12 protein-coding genes and 1 tRNA gene are annotated in these 17,801 nt (G+C 59.4%); 8 read left to right on the top strand and 5 right to left on the bottom strand.

Annotated elements, in window-relative coordinates; genetic code table 11:
• Window positions 1-2: 2 nt before the first annotated feature.
• The gene (locus IE188_RS08485; RefSeq protein ID WP_407648210.1) at window positions 3-1,463 is read right to left on the bottom strand and encodes a mechanosensitive ion channel family protein; all 1,461 of its coding nucleotides are present in this window, start codon (window positions 1,461-1,463) and stop codon (window positions 3-5) included.
• 226 nt (window positions 1,464-1,689) lie between these two features.
• Here IE188_RS08485 and leuC point away from each other — a divergent pair, with 226 nt between their 5' ends.
• From leuC to IE188_RS08445, 8 genes are all read left to right on the top strand, one after another.
• Complete coding sequence (leuC, locus tag IE188_RS08480; RefSeq protein ID WP_191286059.1) at window positions 1,690-3,096, top strand: 3-isopropylmalate dehydratase large subunit; 1,407 nt, start codon at window positions 1,690-1,692, stop codon at window positions 3,094-3,096.
• 247 nt (window positions 3,097-3,343) lie between these two features.
• Window positions 3,344-4,042, top strand: a complete 699-nt coding sequence (locus IE188_RS08475; protein WP_191286058.1) for a VPLPA-CTERM sorting domain-containing protein — start codon at window positions 3,344-3,346, stop codon at window positions 4,040-4,042.
• Between the two features lie 158 nt (window positions 4,043-4,200).
• Window positions 4,201-4,806, top strand: a complete 606-nt coding sequence (gene leuD, locus IE188_RS08470) for a 3-isopropylmalate dehydratase small subunit (protein WP_191286057.1) — start codon at window positions 4,201-4,203, stop codon at window positions 4,804-4,806.
• Window positions 4,807-5,075: 269 nt separating this feature from the next.
• Complete coding sequence (locus IE188_RS08465; protein ID WP_229836650.1) at window positions 5,076-5,906, top strand: hypothetical protein; 831 nt, start codon at window positions 5,076-5,078, stop codon at window positions 5,904-5,906.
• Between the two features lie 95 nt (window positions 5,907-6,001).
• Window positions 6,002-7,006 carry an endonuclease/exonuclease/phosphatase family protein gene (locus IE188_RS08460; protein WP_229836685.1) on the top strand — a complete coding sequence of 335 codons (1,005 nt, stop codon included), beginning with the start codon at window positions 6,002-6,004 and terminating at the stop codon, window positions 7,004-7,006.
• A gap of 73 nt (window positions 7,007-7,079) precedes the next feature.
• Entirely contained in the window at window positions 7,080-8,183 is a 1,104-nt protein-coding gene (gene leuB / locus IE188_RS08455; protein WP_191286055.1) for a 3-isopropylmalate dehydrogenase, read from the top strand.
• 165 nt (window positions 8,184-8,348) lie between these two features.
• A tRNA-Pro gene (locus tag IE188_RS08450) sits at window positions 8,349-8,425 on the top strand.
• 274 nt (window positions 8,426-8,699) lie between these two features.
• Window positions 8,700-10,082 (top strand): hypothetical protein, encoded by a 1,383-nt coding sequence (locus IE188_RS08445; protein WP_191286054.1) that lies wholly within the window; start codon window positions 8,700-8,702, stop codon window positions 10,080-10,082.
• 22 nt (window positions 10,083-10,104) lie between these two features.
• On the opposite strand, the gene IE188_RS08440 is transcribed toward IE188_RS08445, so the two are convergent.
• The 4 genes from IE188_RS08440 to IE188_RS08425 form a co-directional block, all read right to left on the bottom strand.
• Entirely contained in the window at window positions 10,105-11,943 is a 1,839-nt protein-coding gene (locus IE188_RS08440; RefSeq protein ID WP_191286053.1) for a GtrA family protein, read from the bottom strand.
• 130 nt (window positions 11,944-12,073) lie between these two features.
• Window positions 12,074-13,072 carry a glycosyltransferase family 2 protein gene (locus IE188_RS08435; protein ID WP_191286052.1) on the bottom strand — a complete coding sequence of 333 codons (999 nt, stop codon included), beginning with the start codon at window positions 13,070-13,072 and terminating at the stop codon, window positions 12,074-12,076.
• A 181-nt stretch (window positions 13,073-13,253) separates the two neighbouring features.
• Entirely contained in the window at window positions 13,254-14,234 is a 981-nt protein-coding gene (locus tag IE188_RS08430) for a glutathione S-transferase family protein (RefSeq protein ID WP_191286051.1), read from the bottom strand.
• Between the two features lie 101 nt (window positions 14,235-14,335).
• Window positions 14,336-17,764: an indolepyruvate ferredoxin oxidoreductase family protein gene (locus IE188_RS08425; protein WP_191286050.1), complete on the bottom strand. Its 3,429-nt coding sequence runs from the start codon at window positions 17,762-17,764 to the stop codon at window positions 14,336-14,338.
• Window positions 17,765-17,801 lie beyond the last annotated feature (37 nt).

The raw sequence follows: 17,801 nt of genomic DNA, 5'->3' as shown, positions 1-17,801 counted from the left end.
GGTCACGCCTGCGGATTTTCGCCGGTTTCCGCCGCGTCCGCCAGGTCGCCCTCCTGTTCGCCCTCCTCGTCGTCCTGCAACAGGCGCACCTCGCGCTGCGGGAACGGGAACGAGATGTCGTTTTCGTGGAACGCATCCCACAGCGCCAGATAGACATTGCCGCGGATATTGGTCAGCCCGCCGGTCGGATCGTCGATCCAGAAGCGCAGAATGTAATCGACCGAACTGTCGCCAAATCCGACGATGTGGCAGACAGGGGGACGAAAGCTCAGAACCCGCGCCACTTCGCTGGCGGCTGCGATTGCAACCTTGCGCACCTTGTGCGGATCGTCGCCATAGGCGGTGCCGAAATAGATATCCAGCCGCACGAACGAGTTCGTATGCGACCAGTTCACCACCTGCCCGGTGATCAGGTCTTCGTTCGGGATCAGGTATTCGCGCCCGTCGCGTGTGACGACGGACACATATCTCGCGCCAAGCTGCTGGATCCAGCCGAAGGTCTCGCCCAGGGAAATCACGTCGCCCGGCTTGATCGACTTGTCCAGCAGGATGATCACGCCCGACACAAGGTTCGACACGACCTTTTGCAGACCAAAACCAAGACCGACACCGATGGCACCCGACAGGACCGCCAGACCGGTCAGGTCGACACCGATCACTTTCAGGCCCAGAAAGAACGCCGCGCCATACAGAAGAAGCTGGATGAACTTGACCGCCAACACCTGCATGGACGGAGAGATGTCGTCGTTGTTCTTGATCTTCTCCGCCGATCCCCGGCTGAACATGCGCGCCAGTGCAAACAGTGCCGCCGTGACCACAACCGCGCGCAGAACATCCAGAAGCGAGATATGGAAATCCCCTGCCGAGATCGCCAGATTATCCAGCACCTCGCCGATCTCGTCGGTGACACCCAGATAATACAGGGTGACATAGATCCACAGCCCCCATTTCGTCGTGCGCCGCAGAACGCGGTTCTCAACGATGACCGAGGCAAAGCCCACCAGCACCCAGGCCAGCGCCAGCGTGCCAATCGCCGCGATCAGATAGGATCGTGACGGCCACGTCACCTCGCGCATCACCGACACAACCATCCATGACATCACCACGAACATCATCATGGGCACACGGCGCTTGGTGTGGATGGCAAAGCGCAACCGGCGTTTCGACCACCCCTCGCGCGACCGCAGCCATTCGTCGATCCGGGGGGCCAGCACCTTGCCGACCGCCCAGGAAATCACCGCCAGCAGAACCACGATGGCCACCTGGTACAAACGCCAGGTCTGTCCAAGGCTGGTCACGAAGTTGGCGCCTTCGATCCACAGCGGCATCAACTCGTCGCGCAGCGTGTCGAAAGTGCTGGTTGCAAGCTCTGGCAGGTCGTCCGCGCCGCTGCTTTCTCTGGGTGATGTGCCGGGGTGCGGCGTTGCTTCTGGCTCCATAGCGATGAGTTTTACACGCGGCATTCCCGGCGTCCAGTGGGCGGACACACCATCACCTCCAACCGCTCTTGCGACATGGGCGGCAAAAGAGTATCCCAGCAGCATGACTCGGGTTTTCGATATGGATGATCGCGCGCGCCTGCCCTGGCGGTTTTTCGGTGCGACGCGGACGGTGCAGGCCTACCTATAAGGTGGCGCCCCCGACCTATTGCAACCTGACATACATCCACGCCCATCCACGGAGAGCGATATGACCGCCCCGAAGACACTCTATGACAAAATCTGGGACGCCCATGTGGCCCATGAAGCCGAAGACGGCACCTGCCTTCTGTATATCGACCGCCATCTGGTGCACGAAGTGACCAGCCCGCAGGCCTTCGAAGGGCTGCGCATGGCGGGACGCAAGGTCCACGCGCCCGACAAGACCATCGCAGTGCCGGATCACAACGTGCCCACCACGCTGGACCGCGCCAAGGGGATCGAAAACGAAGAAAGCCGCATTCAGGTCGAGGCGCTGGACAAGAACGCCAAGGAATTCGGCATCCATTATTACCCCGTGGATGACGTGCGCCAGGGGATCGTGCACATCGTTGGTCCCGAACAGGGCTGGACCCTGCCCGGCATGACGGTCGTGTGCGGTGACAGCCATACCGCGACGCACGGTGCGTTCGGCGCGCTGGCGCACGGCATCGGCACGTCCGAGGTCGAACATGTTCTGGCGACGCAAACGCTGATCCAGAAGAAGTCGAAAAACATGAAGGTCGAGATCACCGGCAAGCTGAAACCGGGTGTCACCGCCAAGGACATCACGCTGGCCGTGATCGGCAAGACCGGCACCGCCGGCGGCACCGGCTATGTCATCGAATATTGCGGTGAGGCGATCCGCGACCTGTCGATGGAAGGCCGCATGACCGTCTGTAACATGGCCATCGAAGGCGGCGCCCGCGCAGGTCTGATCGCACCGGATGAGACCACCTTTGAATATGTCAAAGGCCGCCCCCATGCGCCCAAAGCCGGGCAATGGGAACAGGCGCTGGAATACTGGAAAACGCTTTACACCGACGAAGGCGCGCATTTCGACAAAGTAATCACGCTCAAGGGTGAAGAGATCGAGCCGGTCGTGACCTGGGGCACCTCGCCCGAGGATGTTCTGCCTATATCCGCCACTGTGCCCAGCCCCGAGGATTTCACCGGCGGCAAGGTCGAGGCAGCCAAGCGCGCCATCGAATATATGGGCCTGACCCCCGGCCAGAAGCTGACCGACATTGAAATTGATACCGTGTTCATCGGCTCTTGCACCAACGGGCGCATCGAAGATCTGCGCGCCGTGGCCGACGTGGTGAAGGGCAAGAAGATCAAGGACGGACTGCGGGCCATGATCGTGCCGGGATCCGGCCTTGTACGCGCGCAGGCGGAAGAAGAAGGTCTGGCCGAGATCTTTCAGGAGGCCGGGTTCGAATGGCGGCTGGCGGGCTGCTCCATGTGTCTTGCCATGAACCCTGACCAACTGTCCGAGCATGAACGTTGCGCGTCGACCTCGAACCGGAACTTCGAGGGGCGTCAGGGCTACAAAGGACGCACCCATCTGGTGTCGCCCGCCATGGCGGCAGCCGCCGCACTGACCGGAAAACTGACCGATGTTCGCGATCTGATGTGATTCGTGTGCCAGGCGAGGCACACCGAAACAACTGGAAACGATGCGATTGTGCGCAACTGGGAAACAGTTGCGCACTTTTTTACACTCCCCCCGCGCACCCCACACCACCTAAAATTGATACGGCCACAATTCTGACGAATTTCTTTGCGCCGGACACGATGCACCGCTAGAATCACTTTTATTCCAACACCGTTCCGGGGATGCGGTGGAAAAATATTGCTGGGTCAAAAGTATCGAAGGGGTGAATATGAAAAAACTACTATCAGCGGCCGTCATTGCCGCAGGTTTCGCAACCACATCCGACGCCGCCGTTTTGCGGCTGGATGGCTATACGTCCACGGTTCAGTCCGTATCTGTCAATTCTTCTCCGGTGGCGAACACGCCCGGAACCGTTGGCGCCACGGGCTTCAACCTGACCGACACATCGGGGGACATGGGCAGTTTCGTCGGCTGGTGTCTGGACATCGCGCATTATCTGATGAGCACGGGTTCCAGTCAGAACTATACGCCGACCAACGATCCGTTCTCGAACAGCTTTGGCCTGTCCAACGTCGCGCGCGACCGGGTTCAGTCGGTGTTTGATGCCAACTACGCCTCGCTTGACGCGTCAAACGGCGATCAGGCCGCCGCCTTCCAGATGGCGCTGTGGGAAGCCGCATATGAAGACGACGACACCGCGCTCAGCGTGTCGACCGGCCTGTTCCAGGCCAGCAGCACCGGCAGCACGACGCTTGCCAACCAGTTCCTTCTGGCGGCGACGAACTACACCGGCGCGGGTCTGTGGAACCTGTCGTTCCTGCAAGTGGACGGCGACGCAAATCGTGGCCGTTACACCGGGCAGAACCTTGTCACGGTGTCGCCGGTTCCGGTGCCCGCCGCAGGGCTGCTTCTGATCACCGGGCTGTTTGGCATGGGCGCACTCACGCGCCGCCGCCGCAAAGCCTGATCCGGATCAATCTGAACACCAACCCGGCGCTTTGCTCAAGGCGCCGGGTTTTTCATGCGCGGTTGACTTGGATTCGCCGCCAAAACCTGCATAAAGCAAGGGACTGAACGACGCAGCCACGGCCCATCCGGCGTGGCGGATGCAGAAAGGTGCGTGCAATGGACAAGTTCCAAAAACTTCATGGGATCGCGGCACCAATGCCGCTGGTGAATATCGACACCGATATGATCATCCCCAAGGTCTTTCTGAAGACCATCAAGCGGTCGGGTCTGGGCGTGAACCTGTTTGACGAAATGCGCTATGATCGCCAGGGCAACGAGATCCCGGATTTCGTCCTGAACAAGCCGCAATACCGCAACGCCGAGATCCTGGTGGCCGGCGACAATTTCGGTTGCGGGTCGTCGCGCGAACACGCACCCTGGGCGATTGCCGATTTCGGCATCAAATGCGTGATCTCGACGAGCTTTGCCGACATTTTCTTCAACAACTGCTTCAAGAACGGCATTCTGCCGATCGTGCTTACGCAGGAACAGGTCGACATTCTGATGGCCGACGCCGAGAAAGGCGCCAATGCCCGGATGACCGTCGACCTCGAATCACAGGAGATCACGACCTCGGATGGCGTGGTGATTCCCTTCGAAGTTGACGCCTTCAAGAAGCATTGCTTGCTGAATGGACTGGATGACATCGGCCTGACTCTGGAAAAACAAGCATCAATTGAGTCTTTTGAGGCCAAGGCCGCCACCCAACGTCCTTGGGTCTAAACACCTGAAAAACTGCGTGAATCATGGGGTCATTCGCCGGAATGGCCCCATTTTCTCCTTATTTTGGTGCAAAGTCGCACCAGTTTCCCCTTAAAACGACCACATTTGGCAACGCATTTTAGGCTCAACTTGCAGTGGGACTAAGATGCGACGCAGTATGTTGCAATAAGAAGCAGTGACCCGCTGAGTGAGGAAACGCTGACATGGATTAAGGGTGCGGCAGGTAACAGCACCCGTCCAGGTGGAAGGAAAAGGTAGTGGTTAGTCGAATGATTGGCGCAATTGCGCGAGCATTCCTGATGGTGATCTTGATTGCAACGCCGTCCATTCTGGTGCCGGGGGTCAGTCAGGAATCCGGCCAGATCGTGACCATCGTCGCGCTATTCGCCGCCGCGTTGACGATCTTTGAGTATGCCTCGACCTATCCCGGCCTTGTCGAATTTCGCGATGCCCCGCCCTTCAACCGGATCCGCTTTGCCGCCCTGTTTGCAACCGTGTTCTGCCTGTCGGTGATCGTGCGCGGTCAGACCGACCATTCCACGGCGACCCAGTTCATGACCTCGGTCGGTATGCTGATTGGTCAGGCCATCGACTTCCCCTACAGCCCGGTGCGCTTCGTGGTGTCGATGTTGCCTGACACTGCCAGTTTCAACGACATGGTGCTGCTGCGCGCGGCCGCTGGCATGAGCTATCTGATCTCGCTTTTGTCGATGGCCGTGTTCCTGATGGCGCTGCGCTTTACCGAATGGCCGTCGAAATCGTCGGGTGCGTTCAACGTCTGGGTCAATCTGCCGACATTCGACCCGACCACGGGCGGCGATGTTGTCCGTCGCCTGGTGCGCGACGCCCGGTTCAACATTGCGCTTGGCTTCCTGTTGCCGTTTGCCACGCCCATCATCATCTCTGCCGCCGTATCGCTGTTCGGTTCGGTGTCGGTGGAAAACCATCAAACCATGATCTGGACAGTTGCCGCATGGGCCTTTCTTCCTGCCAGCCTATTCATGCGCGGTATCGCGATGCTGCGTGTCGCCCTGATGATCAGCAGCGAACGCAAGCGCAACAAACGCCGGGCGACCAAGTCCGGTCTGGCTACGGCCTGACCCACGCCGCGCGCAGTCTTGCCCATCCCCTGAAGCAATTCGCCATCCTGGCGCTGGCTGTGGTGGTCAGCGCCATCCCAGTCACCTCGACCGCGATGGATGTGCGGGTTGCAACGTTCAATGCTGAATTGGATCGCAAGGGCCCCGGCCTTTTGTTGCGCGACATCCTGTCCGGGACGGATCCTCAGATTGCTGCGGTTCTGACGGTAATTGCCACAACCAAACCTGACATCCTGACGCTTCAGGGCTTTGACCACGACGTCGAACGCCACGCCCTGACGGCCTTTCAATCCGCGCTGGCAGATCGGGGACATGCCCTGCCCCACGCCTTTGCGGCGATGCCCAATGCGGGCCTGTTCACTGGGCTGGACATGGATGGCAACGGCCGCACGGGCGAGCCGCGCGACGCCCAGGGCTATGGCCGCTTCACCGGGCAAGGCGGCATGGCCGTCCTGTCGCGCTTTCCGCTGGGCAAGGTGCGCGACTTCTCGGGTTTTCTGTGGACCGACCTGCCGGTCGCCATTCCACCAACCCGAAACGGCGCGCCCTTCCCATCGGCCGAGGCGTTTGCGATCCAACGGCTCAGCAGCGTCGCTCATTGGGATGTGCCGGTGCGCCTGCCGAACGGGCCGGTTCTGCACCTGTTGACCTTTCATGCCACAACTCCTGTGTTTGACGGGGACGAAGACCGAAACGGGCGGCGCAACCATGATGAGATCGCATTCTGGCAACGCTATATGGATGGCGCGCTTTCCACCCCTGCCCCAGACGGACCGGTGATCATCGCGGGGGTTGCGAACCTTGATCCGACAAAGGGCGATGGTCGCCGGGACGCGATCACCCGGTTGCTGGCTGATCCCAGGTTCAACGACCCCGAACCGCGCCACACCGGCACAACTGCAACAGGGAATGCATCCTTGCACACGGTGGATTGGCCCGAGCCTGCGCCGGGGGATATGCGCGTCAGCTATGTCCTGCCCGCGCGCACGCTTGAGGTGACGGGCGCAGGGGTGTTCTGGCCCGCCGAAGGCGACCCGATGCTGGACACGGTCAACACCGCGTCGCGGCACCGCCTTGTCTGGGTGGATCTGCGCTTCTGACCCTTCATTTCTTGACGCTACGCCCCCGACAGGCTAGGCCATCGGCGACGTATTTCTTATGAAGGACAAGCCGATGACCAACCCCTCCCTCCTTATCCTGCCCGGTGATGGCATCGGCCCCGAAGTCATGGCCGAAGTGCGCAAGATCATCGACTGGATCGGCGACAAGCGCGGCGTGACCTTCGACGTGAGCGAGGATCTGGTGGGTGGTGCCGCCTATGACAAGCATGGCGTTCCGCTGGCCGATGAAACCATGGCAAAAGCGCAAGAGGTTGACGCCGTTCTTTTGGGTGCCGTTGGTGGGCCGAAATACGACGATCTGGATTTCTCGGTCAAACCCGAACGTGGCCTTCTGCGGCTGCGCAAGGAAATGGACTTGTATTCAAACCTGCGCCCGGCGCAATGTTTCGACGCGCTGGCCGATTTCTCGTCCCTGAAACGCGACATCGTGTCGGGGCTGGATATCATGATCGTGCGCGAGCTGACCTCGGGCGTCTATTTCGGCGAACCGCGTGGCATTTTCGAAGAGAACGGTGAACGCGTGGGGATCAACACCCAACGCTACACCGAGACCGAGATCGAGCGCGGCGCGCGGTCGGCATTTGAGCTGGCGATGAAACGCAACAAGCGTTTGTGCTCGATGGAAAAGGCCAACGTGATGGAATCGGGTATCCTGTGGCGCGAGGTCGTGACCCGTGTCGGCAAGGATTATCCCGAGGTCGAGTTGTCGCATATGTATGCCGACAACGGGGCCATGCAGCTGGTGCGTGCGCCCAAGCAGTTTGATGTGATCTATACCGACAACCTGTTTGGCGACATCCTATCCGATTGCGCCGCCATGTTGACCGGATCGTTGGGGATGCTGCCGTCGGCCTCACTGGGTGCCCCGATGGCCAATGGTCGGCCCAAGGCCCTTTACGAACCCGTGCACGGCTCGGCCCCCGACATTGCGGGCGAAGGCAAGGCCAACCCCTGCGCCTGTATCCTCAGCTTCGCCATGGCACTGCGCTACAGCTTTGACATGGGCGACGAGGCTGACCGACTGGAGGCCGCCGTCGAGAAGGTGCTGGCCGATGGCGTGCGCACGGGCGATCTGTCGAACGAAGAAGGCGTGAAACCGGTCAGCACATCGGACATGGGCGACGCGGTGATCGCCGCGCTGAACGCGAATCTCTGACGCAACAAACGCCCGCGTGCTTCTTGAAACGGCCGATGATCACATCGGCCGTTTTCATCTTGCGTCTGGCTGGTCGGCAGGAAGATAAATAGATCCCGACGTTGCCACAAAGGCATTTCTGGGCTTGCCTCTGACCGCAACTCAGTTTATCCCGCCCGTCACGGTCGGGCTGTAGCGCAGCCTGGTAGCGCACCTGCTTCGGGAGCAGGGGGTCGGAGGTTCGAATCCTCTCAGCCCGACCAGTTTCCTTCACCATGGTTTTCTGTGACCGGCTGGATCAGACCGGCCCCTGCTGTAGTTCTGTATGTTCTTTCCAGTGGGAAGGGCAAATGTTGGAATAAGCTAAATCATCCTGTGATCTTCACCGAAACCCTTCACCTGTATTTGTGTTTTCGCGCAACAGTCCACCGCTAGAACAGTCTGCAACGCTAGCCGGTAACGCGCCAATATTGACAAGCCGTGCGACCGGGCGCTTGATCGTGAAGGCCAGATTTCATCAGGACGCAGGTTGGAATTATGAAAGGAACAAGATCGTATCGACTGGCATTGTCCGTTCTATCGGTCCTGTTTATCGTTGGCGGGCTGTTCCTGTCCGTCGCCATCTATGCCGCGAAACGGGTTTGGCCGGATCCCTATGCGATCACTCGCGACATCGCGCCGGACGAGGTGTTCACGGTGCCGAGCGAGACCGCGCAAGGTCCCGAGAAAACGGCACCAACAGCGTATATGCCCGAATTTGCCACCGATCTCGACCAACCCCGAACGCCACGATCCGAGGCCGGTCACCTGGCGATCCTGACGGCGGGTCATGTTCTGGCCCCGCCCCCCGTGCCACACGCCTTGGTCGATCCGGATGGTCTTGGCCCCTCGCTGAAACCTGCCAATGACATGACCGACCTGCCCCCCGCACCTGCTCTTCACGCAACCGCGCGCGCCGACGGGCTTGGTGCTGCCGACACGGCTCTGGTCTATTCGCTCGGATCGCCGGTGCAGGACATAGTGGCCCCGGACCAGTCCGTCCGGTCGGACGACGACGCGCAGTATCAGTTGGACATGCTGGTCGCCGCGCTGGCCGAACCGGTTGATATATCCGTTCCGCCGCCGCCACCGGCCGATGTCTTCGCACTCGCAAGTGACAGTCCCCGCCCTTCTCCCGATACCGTGTTTGCCATGGCCGAGCCGGACACTTGGCCGCAACGGGTGGATCATGCGGTTGTGCTTGACGTGTCTCAATCACTCGCCGCGCTGGATTTCGTCGCAGCGCCAGCCGCCTCACCCGCTTCTCTTTCTGTTGATACGCAGCGCCTGGCAACGCCGACACCGATCACGGCCCCTGCCCTGCATCTGGCGGACGGCACCGAAAACCTGCGCCAGCCGCCACCTGCCCCTGTCATTGCCAACAAAACCGACGACGACGACCTGATCCACCAGATCGCGAAGGTCTTGGCCGCCACCCCGCTGCCCTTGCCCCAGCCGAAGGCGGAAGAGGATGTCCTGAAACCCGATTTGGCGTCTGCGCCCACCGCCTCCCCACGTCCGCTAAAACGGCGCAGTCCCGAACCCAGGTTGCCATCTGAGCCTGAGCGGATCGCCGAGCCGTTCCCCCGCCCCCCCGAACCGGCTGTGGGCGTGGACGATCTGGCAACCGCTCCAACCCCCGTGGCTGCTTCCATCCAACCAGATGACGGTCGAAACCGAATGTCGGTGATCGGTATCTATCAGACCAACGCCGCGGCCTGGGCGCTGCTTGAGTTCAGCGACGGGCGGATCATCAAGGCCACCAAAGGCACAAGCTTCAACGGCCTGCGCGTGGCCCGCATCGGCGGCGACCGGGTCTGGCTACGCGACGGCGGCACCGAGAAGGGCATTGCAACCGGACAGGTTGTCGTGCTGGATTGAGGGCATTTTTCTTTACTTGTGATCAGTTTACTTTTCGCAAGAAGTAATCGATCTCACGGGTTGAATGCACCAGTTCGTAGTCTTTCATCACATCACCAAACCGGGGGTCAGCCTCCATGAAGGTTTTCCATGTGAACGAGCCACGAGCGAGCCTTTCAATGATACGATCAACAACGATCACGTCTGGCTTGTACCGGATGATGTCATCCAGATTGCCACGTCTATTCCTTTCAGCGAAGCCTTCGAGCAACGCACAATACTCTGCTTCGGCAACGCAATCTGTTTCTGCAAGTGTATTAATTGCTCCGGGATAAAGCCAATTATGCGGGTATCTGCTGACCCAATCTATCCCCAACCTCAAGGCAACGGGTGCACCGGGGTCTATCAAGGTTGACGCGGCCATCAGGCTTGCGATGGGACCGAATTCCTGAATTTGATCCACAACTTCGTCCGTATACTGACTTTCATACCTGCCAGTCTGCCACAACCCGATCAGCAAAAGCCCGCACGCCATCAAGGCGGGGATTAGGTGAAAAGTAAACCTTTCCGTTGTCAGCAACAGCCATGCAGTACCCAGCAATGTGAAACAGAAGAGCGGAACCAGATGATAGTGGAATCCCGTACTTTGCACCAAGTAACAAACAAAGCCCGCAATAGCGAGAATAAGAAAAACGTTCACACGTGACGGGTAAAATGCCAGTAACGACAATAACGCAACCCCGCACAGGATGAGCGGCAGTGACTGACTGGCAAGTACGCCGATGGTGCTTTTCTTGAACGCCCCATAAACATGAACGGCCATTGGAGCGATGTCTTCCAGATACTCCGCGTGAACCGTTTTGACGAACACCACATATGCGGCACCAATTGCCAGCATCATCAGATAATGTGGATACAAAAACGGCCGCAGAGAACGGGCGCGCCAAATATCACGCACAAACAGGACAAGCGGGAATACCAGAAAAAAGGGTTTCAAACATACACCTGCCGCGGCAAACGCACTACTTGCCAGCGAAGGTGGTGTTTCGTTGCTGGAAAGATAGCTGACGACCCACGGGGAAAGGAAAAGCACCAAGAGATGGTCGCGTTGCGCAATTTCGCTTGCTGCGGCCAGAACGTAGACCAGTGCGATGAAACAAAAAAACACGTTTAGTCTACCATTAGACAAGTGCGATACTTTCCGAAGGATTGCCCCTGTCCACAACAAGCTGACAAAGTAAAGCGCCGCGACGGCAAGATACTGTCCGTTCGAGTCGCTGATACCCAGAAGATCCGCGATATACAGCGCCAAAACTGTATAATAGAAATTCAGCGGCGGGTTTACTTCAATGATATCGACATAAAGCTGTGCACCATTCAGCATTTTTCGGGTGGCCACAAGATACCACGCTGTATCGTGGTTAACTGGCCAGTTCCAATAGATGATCAGAAACATAAAGGTCGCAGAAAGTGCTGTCAGTACCATTGGTCCAGACGGAAGCACGACGGTTTCCCGATGCGAGAAGACCCAGAATTTCATCGCCAGAAATGTCGTGATGGGCACAAAAAACACGACGAGAACCATGGCGAAATAAAACCCGCTACCAGAGGCATCCACGAGCCATACAATTGTGCTGCTTGCCATCAAGCCGGACAAGGCGACGAACAAAAACCGACTGAACTGTCCGTTCTGACCATCGGCAGATGCAAAGGTAAATCGTGAATGGCCCGCGTAGGACACAACAACCGCCACACAGAATCCGACAAAGTTCGCCCATATGTCTTGAAAGGAAAAGGATTGAAACACGATAGAGGCCGTGGCGACATGGATAAATGTGGCTAATCCACCAACCCCGATGAATCGGATTAATTGTGCTGTCACGTAAACAAGCCTTTCGGTTCCATTGCCGTTCGGCGCAGATATAGAGCTTCAAATAAGGAGAATTTATGAAAGCAGAATGGCTATTTCGTTTCCGATCAAAGTTTGCACATCGCCCACCGCTTCTGAAACTTCAGTTTTCTTTCTGCTGAATGTACGACCGCACGATATACAGCGGGCGTTGGCGCACTTCGGTATAGATCCGGCCAACATATTCCCCGATGATGCCCAGCGCGAACATGTTCATGCCGCCAAAGGTCAGGATCAGGATCGCGGTCGAGGCATAGCCGGGCGTGTCGACCCCCAAGAGGAGGGTTCGAAAAAACAGGAAGGCAGAGTAAAACAGGGACGCGACCGCCATGGACAGGCCCACATAGGTCCAGATCCTGAGGGGCGTGGTGGACGAGGCGAAGATACCGTCCAGCGCCAGTTTCCACAGCTTCCAGTATGACCATTGGCTGTCGCCCTCGGCGCGGGCGGGGCGGTCATATTCGACCTCGGTGGTTTCGAACCCCACCCAACTGAAGATCGCCTTGTTGAAACGCGATCGTTCGCCCATTGCACATATGGCGTCCACGACCTCGCGATCCAGCAGGCGAAAATCGCCGACACCGGTGGGAATGGGGTGATCGGCCAGCACGTTGAACAATCGATAAAACAACCCGGCACTGGTCCGCTTGGCCCATGTGTCGGCGTCGCGGCGGGCGCGGCGGGCGTTGACCACCTTGGCGCCGTCCTGCCATTTCCGGACCATTTGCAGGATCACCTCGGGCGGGTCTTGCAGATCCACGTCGATGGGAATGGCGGCGTCGCCACGCGCATGGGTCAATCCGGCGGACAGGGCGGCCTCTTTCCCGAAATTACGCGACAGGTTCACCAGCGAGATTTCGGGCCGATCCTTGCGGGAGGCCAGAATGGTCCGCTCGGTCGCATCACGGCTACCGTCATTCACGAACAGGTATTCGACGTCAAATCGCCCGCGCAACGGTTCCAATGCCGCGGTGGTGCGGTCCAGAAAGACAGGAATGCTTTGCTCTTCGTTGAACACGGGAATGATCAACGTGATCAAGGGCCGGTCCCGGTGCACCGGGCTGCTGTCATCCAGCAGCGTGTCGCGGCTTGATCCTGCCATTTGCTCTGTGCCCCAAATCCTGTTCCGCCGCCGCGAGGGGGCAGATCTGTTCTGTTTCGGGCAGATTATGATGCGGCAAAGACAGGAGGCAAGCGGCGACCCGGAAGTTCAGGAAATAACTGGTCAAGCGCGGCGCGGACGCTACGCTTGCCGGAAAGTGCGCATACGCGATGAACGGCCGTTAGCCCAACGCCGCGCGCCCATGCGGTTCGTCAAGGTCAAGATCCGGCCCCATCGGCACCACCCCGCTGGGGTTGATGGTGTCATGACTGCCGTAATAGTGGTGCTTGATATGCGTCATGTTGACGGTCGCTGCCACGCCCGGCTGTTGATACAGGTCGCGAAGATACCCCCACAGGTTCGGATAATCGACGATCCGGCGCAGGTTGCATTTGAAATGCCCGACATAGACGGGATCAAAGCGCACAAGCGTGGTGAACAGGCGCCAGTCAGCCTCGGTGATTGTTGATCCGGTCAGGTATCGCTGCGTGGCCAATCGTTGTTCCAGAAAATCCAGCGTATCGAACAATGGCACGACCGCTTCTTCATAGGCGTCTTGCGACGTGGCAAAGCCCGCCTTGTAGACCCCGTTGTTCACGGTGTCATATATCCGGTCATTCAGCGCGTCGATGTCGTCACGCAGCGGCGCGGGATAGAAATCTCCCTCCTTCGCCCCGATGCCGTCGAAAGCCGTGTTGAACATGCGGATGATTTCCGAGCTTTCATTGGACACGATGGTCTTGTTCTTCTTGTCCCACAGAACCGGCACCGTCACCCGGCCCGAGTAGTGGGGGTCTGCGGTGGTATAGATCTGATGCATGAACTCGGCCCCGTTCACCGTGTCAGGCACACCGCCTTCGACCGGGTGGAAGGTCCAGCCATTCTCGGCCATATGCCAGTGCACGACCGAGATCGGGATCATCTGCTCCAGCCCTTTCAGTGCGCGAAAGATCAGTGTGCGATGCGCCCACGGGCAGGCCAGCGAGACATAAAGATGGTAACGATCCGGTTCCGCCTTGAACCCGGCTTCCCCGCTGGGGCCCGCCGATCCATCCGCGGTGACCCAGTTGCGAAACTGTGCGTCCTTGCGTTTGAACCGTCCGCCAGTGGACTTCGTATCATACCATCTGTCGACCCATTTGCCGTCTTGCAGCAATCCCATGATGTGCTCCTTCGTCTTGCGGGACGTTTGGACCTTAATACGGGAAAGGCGCGCGGGTTGGATCAAAAACCGACGCGCCTCACAACACAAGACCGTGTGGATCAGCCTGCCGACACCCGCTCTATCGCGGCATCCGCGATCGGTTTCTGCGTTGCCACCGCATCGCGCTTGACCGGGCCGTAACCGCGCATCTCCAGCGGGGCGGACAGAAAGGTCATCGCGTCGTCAAGATTGTCCTTGGTGATCTTTCCGGTGAGCTGCGCAAGGCCATCCTCGTACCAACCGATCAACGCCACTTCTTCACGGCGTTCGGCGGTGTAGCCAAACGGGTCGAACACCGTGCCACGCAGGGTTTTGAGACGTGCAAGCTGGGTCAGAACCGGCGTCATCCATGCACCGAAGGCGCGTTTGCGCGGTCGTCCCCGCGCGTCCTTGCCCAAGGGCAGAAGCGGCGGGGCAAAGTGGTATTTGACGGTAAAACCGGGTTCAAATTCTTGCTCCAACCGCGCGTCGAACCCTGTGCGCGTATGCAGCCGCGCGACTTCGTATTCATCCTTATAGGACATGAGCTTGAACAGACCCTTCGCCGCGACGGTCAACACCTCGTCCCGCATCTCTTCGGGCAAACCCGCCCCGAACCGGTTCAATGTGTCACGGTAACGGTCGGCATAGGCGGCGTCCTGATAATCTGTCAGGAAGGCGGCGCGTTTCTCGATCAGATCGGCAGGTGCCTTGGGTGTATCCGGTTTCGGGTCGGTCAGCGGCACGCGGTCCGGCGCGGCGGCCAGCACACGGCCAAGATCGAAGGCGCGGGCATTCTCGGCAATCTTCACGCCGTTCAGCTCAATGGCCTGTTTCAGCGCGGTTTCGGACACCGGGACCAGCCCCGTTTGCCACGCGTAGCCCAGCATGATCACGTTGGCATAGACGGCATCGCCTAACAAAGTCTCGGCAGCAAGGTTCGCATCAAGTCCCGACACGTTGTCCGTCCCCACCGCCGCGCGGATCGAGGGTTCGCGCGTGTCAATCCGCAGGCTCGCGTCACGCGACAGGACAAGGTCGCCGGTCGGCATCTCGGCCCGGTTCAGCACCACCTTGCTGCCGGGGCGATAGTGCACCGATGCTTTGGGCGAGGACGACACGACCATATCGCAGCCGATCACCGCATCCGCCGACCCCGTATCAATCCTTACCTGATGCACCTTGTCTGGGGCCGCACCCAGCCGGATATAGCTGAGCACCGTGCCGAATTTCTGCGCAAACCCGGTGAAGTCCAGCACGCTGGACCCTTTGCCTTCCAGATGAGCCGCCATGGTAATCAGGGCGCCCACCGTGACGACGCCCGTGCCGCCAACGCCTGTGACCAACAGATCGTAAGGTTCGGTAATGTCGGGCAAATCAGGTTGCCCCACACCCTTCAGCATCGCCGCCACATCCAGTCCGGATGTATCCCGCTTGCGCCGCGTCGCCCCTTCGATCGTCACGAAACTGGGGCAAAACCCGTTCAGGCAGGACATGTCCTTGTTGCAACTGGACTGGTTGATCTTGCGTTTGCGGCCAAACTCGGTTTCCAGCGGCTCGACGCTCAGACAGTTGCTTTCGACCGAACAATCGCCACAGCCTTCGCAGACCAGCGGGTTGATGTAGGGCACCGTTTTCGGGTCGTCCATTGTGCCGCGCTTGCGGCGGCGGCGTTTTTCCGTGGCGCAGGTCTGTTCATAAACCAGCACCGTGACGCCAGAGATCTCACGCAGTTCACGCTGCACCTGATCCATTTCGGACCGGTCATGGAAGGTGACTCCACTGGGAAACTCGGACCGGGTGAACTTGCCAATATTGTCGGACACAAGCGCGATCCGCTGTACCCCTTCGGCGCGGCAGGTCTGTATGATCCCCACCACGCTGACCGGTCCATCCACCGGCTGTCCACCAGTCATCGCCACCGCGTCATTATAGAGGATCTTGTAGGTGATGTTGGTGCCAGCAGCGATCGCTTGCCGGATCGCCAGGGACCCCGAATGATACCACGTGCCCTCGCCCAGATTCTGAAAGATGTGTTTGCCGCCGTTGAAGCGCGATCGCGCAACCCAAGGCACACCCTCGCCACCCATCTGCGCATAGCCGGTGGTGTTGCGGTCCATCCAACTTGCCATCACGTGGCACCCGATGCCCGACGCTGCAACACTGCCCTCGGGCACCTTGGTCGACGTGTTGTGCGGGCAACCCGAACAGAAGTAAGGAGTGCGCGTGGCCCCATCGGTTTTCAGGATGCAGGGCGGTTCAGCCGTCAACGCCTTGGCCCTTGTCGTGAAGGTTTCGCCGGGAAAGACCTTGTCCAGACGGGCCGCCACGATGGGCACCAGCAACAGCGGGCTCAACTCGCCCGTCCAGGGGATTAGCGGCTCGCCCTGGCTGTCGTATTTCCCGACCATCCGTTCGGGTTTTGTGCCGGGCCAGTCATAGAAATATTCCTTGAACTGACTTTCGATGATGCCGCGTTTTTCCTCGACCACCAGCACCTCGGTCTTGCCGCGTACAAAGTCCAGCGCATCGCGGCGATCCAGCGGCCAGACCATACCGATCTTGTAGATGTCGATGCCCAGCGCGTGGCATTTGGCCTCGTCCACGCCCAACAGGCGCAAGGCCTCCATCAGATCCAGATGACCTTTGCCGGTGGTGACGAACCCGAAGGTCGCGTCCTTGATGTCATAGATCGCCTTGTCGATCGGGTTGGCTTCGACAAAGGCGCGTACGGCGGCCAGCTTGTGACCGATCCGTGTCTCGATTTCAGGGCTGGGCAGGTCGGCCAAGCGCACATGCAACCCACCGGGGGGCACCTCGATCTCGGGATAGATGAACTGGCGATCTGGCCGCAATTCAACGGATTGACCGGACTCGACCGTTTCCGAGATCGCCTTGAACCCGACCCAGGTGCCGCTGAACCGCGACAGCGCGATGCCATATTCGCCAAAGGCCAGATACTCTGCCACTGATGCCGGGTTCAGCGTTGGCATAAACCACGACATGAAGGCCACGTCGGACTGGTGCGGCATGGAGGACGACACACAGCCGTGGTCATCGCCCGCCACCACCAGCACCCCGCCTTTCGGGGCCGAGCCATAGGCGTTGCCATGCTTCAGCGCGTCGCCCGACCGGTCCACCCCCGGCCCTTTGCCATACCACATGGAAAACACGCCCTCGACCTCGCAATCGGGATCAAGGCTGGCCTGTTGGGCGCCCAGAACGGCGGTGGCGCCAAGATCTTCGTTCACGGCTGGCAGGAAAGTGATGTTGTGCTCGGCCACGCGCTTCTTCTCGCGCCACAATTCAAGGTCCAGCCCGCCCAAGGGCGACCCGCGATAGCCGGAAATGAAGCCCGCCGTGTTCAGCCCCGCCGCCCGGTCGCGTCGCGCCTGATCCAGCATGATACGCACCAACGCCTGCGTGCCGGTCAGAAAGACGCGGCCCGATTGGCGCGCGTATCGGTCAGAAAGCTGATAGGTCGAAAATTCAGGGTCTTGGCGTGTCATGGCTGGCTCCACAGATTCCCTGCAAGGATATTTCAAG

The sequence above is a fragment of the Aliiroseovarius zhejiangensis genome (assembly GCF_014656375.1).
GTDB lineage: Bacteria > Pseudomonadota > Alphaproteobacteria > Rhodobacterales > Rhodobacteraceae > Aliiroseovarius > Aliiroseovarius zhejiangensis.
Note: the sequence above shows the minus strand (reverse complement) of the source record. Positions and strands in the feature narration are given on the sequence as shown.

What these genes read in the sequence shown, in the direction of transcription:
- IE188_RS08485 (WP_407648210.1), bottom strand. Translation starts at nt 1,463, where the DNA reads ATGCCGCGTGTAAAACTCATCGCTATGGAGCCAGAAGCAACGCCGCAC.
- leuC (WP_191286059.1), top strand. Translation starts at nt 1,690, where the DNA reads ATGACCGCCCCGAAGACACTCTATGACAAAATCTGGGACGCCCATGTG.
- IE188_RS08475 (WP_191286058.1), top strand. Translation starts at nt 3,344, where the DNA reads ATGAAAAAACTACTATCAGCGGCCGTCATTGCCGCAGGTTTCGCAACC.
- leuD (WP_191286057.1), top strand. Translation starts at nt 4,201, where the DNA reads ATGGACAAGTTCCAAAAACTTCATGGGATCGCGGCACCAATGCCGCTG.
- IE188_RS08465 (WP_229836650.1), top strand. Translation starts at nt 5,076, where the DNA reads ATGATTGGCGCAATTGCGCGAGCATTCCTGATGGTGATCTTGATTGCA.
- IE188_RS08460 (WP_229836685.1), top strand. Translation starts at nt 6,002, where the DNA reads ATGGATGTGCGGGTTGCAACGTTCAATGCTGAATTGGATCGCAAGGGC.
- leuB (WP_191286055.1), top strand. Translation starts at nt 7,080, where the DNA reads ATGACCAACCCCTCCCTCCTTATCCTGCCCGGTGATGGCATCGGCCCC.
- IE188_RS08445 (WP_191286054.1), top strand. Translation starts at nt 8,700, where the DNA reads ATGAAAGGAACAAGATCGTATCGACTGGCATTGTCCGTTCTATCGGTC.
- IE188_RS08435 (WP_191286052.1), bottom strand. Translation starts at nt 13,072, where the DNA reads ATGGCAGGATCAAGCCGCGACACGCTGCTGGATGACAGCAGCCCGGTG.
- IE188_RS08430 (WP_191286051.1), bottom strand. Translation starts at nt 14,234, where the DNA reads ATGGGATTGCTGCAAGACGGCAAATGGGTCGACAGATGGTATGATACG.
- IE188_RS08425 (WP_191286050.1), bottom strand. Translation starts at nt 17,764, where the DNA reads ATGACACGCCAAGACCCTGAATTTTCGACCTATCAGCTTTCTGACCGA.